This is a genomic window from Citrobacter sp. R4 (assembly GCF_026719175.1).
Taxonomy (GTDB): domain Bacteria; phylum Pseudomonadota; class Gammaproteobacteria; order Enterobacterales; family Enterobacteriaceae; genus Citrobacter_A; species Citrobacter_A sedlakii.
In genome coordinates this window covers 1-2,500 of record NZ_JAPPSU010000038.1, presented here as the reverse complement: position 1 = coordinate 2,500, position 2,500 = coordinate 1, and the positions used below count along the sequence as shown (strand labels likewise).

Sequence of the window (2,500 nt, the reverse complement as noted above, 5' to 3'; positions counted from 1 at the left end):
CGCTGAGCTTCCGGTAAAGCGCTTCGGCCTGCTCATGCAGCTGTTCGCAGTCTGTCGCTTCGTCATCGAAGTCGAGCAGGTCAATTCTTTCCAGCAGGAGGAGTGTCTGGGCGCGGATAAATTTAGCCATGTTGAGAACGGCGGATTCCTGGCGGTTCATGTGTGTTTTTCCGTGTCTTGTGATGATTTTGATGTGAAAACAGGATGCCGTCATTCTGGTGCATAGTCATGCATGGCGTTAAAATTTACCTAGCACGTTTCTGGCGGCTTTTCGGGTGGTTTGTTGCCTGTTTTACCGTACAGCCGTCAGAAACGCCCTGAGAGCCTCTCAGGCGGTGCGCCCAACGGATGTTATGGTAAATGGTGCCTAATTAACGTTGACGTTTACATCAGCAGGACTTTGATAATTAGGTCGCTGTAATCCACTATCGCCAACCGATAAGCATTGGAATATGACGCTTATATCATCCCCTGGAAGCGAGCTAAACGTAGAGTGATCCATGTTCTTCACAAGGATGGTCTTGCCTTGATTAAGGCAATATTGGTTCGCTTCTGTTAACGCAGCTTTTTTTGCTCCAGCCTGTCCCCTTACAGGTGCAGCATGAACAGATATGGAATAAGTATCTGGCCCCATGGGTAATACGCCACTTGAATTAACGCATCCTGTAAGGGAAATCATTACTGCTGCAAAGCAAATGTATTTCATTACTCTAATATCCTATGTTTTTATTTTTCTATTTATTCAAATGGTTATGCTGGTTTGTTGGGTGATTGTGCATCATCCTACTATCTTGCCTGATTAGTAATCTTTTCAAAAGGATATGTTATCAAGGGGAACAGAAGTGGTGGCAGTAACTGGGGGTGGTTGATATCCAGACGTGGATATGAGCAATGTTTTCGAGGTTAGGATCTTCTTGTGATCCTGTCGTTACCGTCGTAATCTCTTGCCCTGTAAACGAAAAAACCACCCGGCAAGGTGGTTTTTCGAAGGTTCAGTAAACCGGCAAGTTTCTGAACCGTGGTAACAGTCTTGTGCGAGACGTGTCACCAAATCTGTCCTTCCAGTGTAGCCGTAGTAATGGCACCACTTCAAGAACTCTCACAACATCTCTCGCACATCCTGTTTACCAGTGGCTACTGCCAATGGCGATTTGTCGTGCCTTTTCGGGTTGGACTCAAGTTGATAGTTACCGGAAAGAGCGTGGTAGTCGGACTGAACGGGGGGTTCGTGCATACAGTCCAGCTTGGAGCGAACTGCCTTCCCGGAACCGAGTGTCAGGCGTGGAATGAGAAACCGCGGCCATAACAGCGGAATGACACCGGTAAACCGAAAGGCAGGAACAGGAGAGCGCACGAGGGAGCCACCAGGGGGAAACGCCTGGTATCTTTAAGTCCTGTCGGGTTTCGCCACCACTGATTTGAGCGTCAGATTTCGTGATGCTTGTCAGGGGGGCGGAGCCTATGGAAAAACGGCAACGCCGTGGCCTTGCTTCTTCTTTGCTAAGTATTGCCCTGGCATCCTCTAGGAAATTTCCGCCCAGTTTGTAAGCCCACACCGCTCGCCGCAGCCGAACGACCGAGCGCAGCGAGTCAGTGAGCGAGGAAGCGGAATATCTCCTGTCTCGTATATTCTGCTGACGCGCCGGTGCCGCCTTTTTCCTCCTTCCACATGAAGCACTTCACTGACCTCCGCATCCGTGTCGACATATCAAGCCAGTATACACTCCGCTAGCGCTACGTGACTGGTTCAGGGCTGCGCCCCGAAACCCGTCAACAGCCTGACGCGCCTGCGGCTTGTCCAACCCCGCGCCGACCGGGAAAGCTTTTCCCGCCCGTCACGGCGTTATCAGGAGACTGGTTTGTCCGAGAAACGGAACAAGATGCTCACCATGTGGGGGACGGAGGATGAGCACCGGCTACTGCTGGAACGCTGCGGGGGTACACAGCTTTCTGCATGGGTGCGCCCGTCTGCTATGTCTGTTCCTCCTAGTTTTGGTGGGTGCTTATATCTCTACTAAATGGCATAACATGTCACTACTAACCGCGATGCTAAAGCGGGCTGTTTTTCAAAGTATTACCGGCCCCCGTGCCGGTTTTTTTTCTTACCGGAAGGGGCTTCGTGTTTATTGATGTTCTGATTTTCGGAGGGTGTACTGATCGCCTTGCCAGGCGACGCGAGGAAGGACATATTTACGACGAGGTACTTTCTGTACTTTAGGGAAGGTGTGGCAGATGAGCTGACCCAGATACATTTCTGGCGTGTCGTTAGTGCATTATATCCCGAGGCATTTAACCGTATTGATTACCTCCCTGATTCTCGTAAATACCGTCTCTGGTTATCCTGATTTTTAATCTCGTCACTGCTTGCTTACCGTTCCAGTCTGTATTGTCTGCATTTTTCTTTCATACTGAGTGCCTCACGACCCGTAATAAATTCCGTGTCCGTTCATCCTTGAGCGACGACTGGAGGATGAAGATCTCTCAAAAGATGATGTGGATG

General features: G+C 50.0%; 2 protein-coding genes. Both read right to left on the bottom strand.

Annotated features, from left to right (window positions below; all coding sequences use genetic code 11):
• Positions 1–160 (bottom strand): Rop family plasmid primer RNA-binding protein (locus OOJ60_RS24355; protein WP_205613296.1); only part of this gene is annotated, 160 nt, incomplete at its 3' end.
• A 939-nt stretch (positions 161–1,099) separates the two neighbouring features.
• Complete coding sequence (locus OOJ60_RS24350; protein WP_032803417.1) at positions 1,100–1,234, bottom strand: hypothetical protein; 135 nt, start codon at positions 1,232–1,234, stop codon at positions 1,100–1,102.
• Between the last annotated feature and the right edge of the window lie 1,266 nt (positions 1,235–2,500).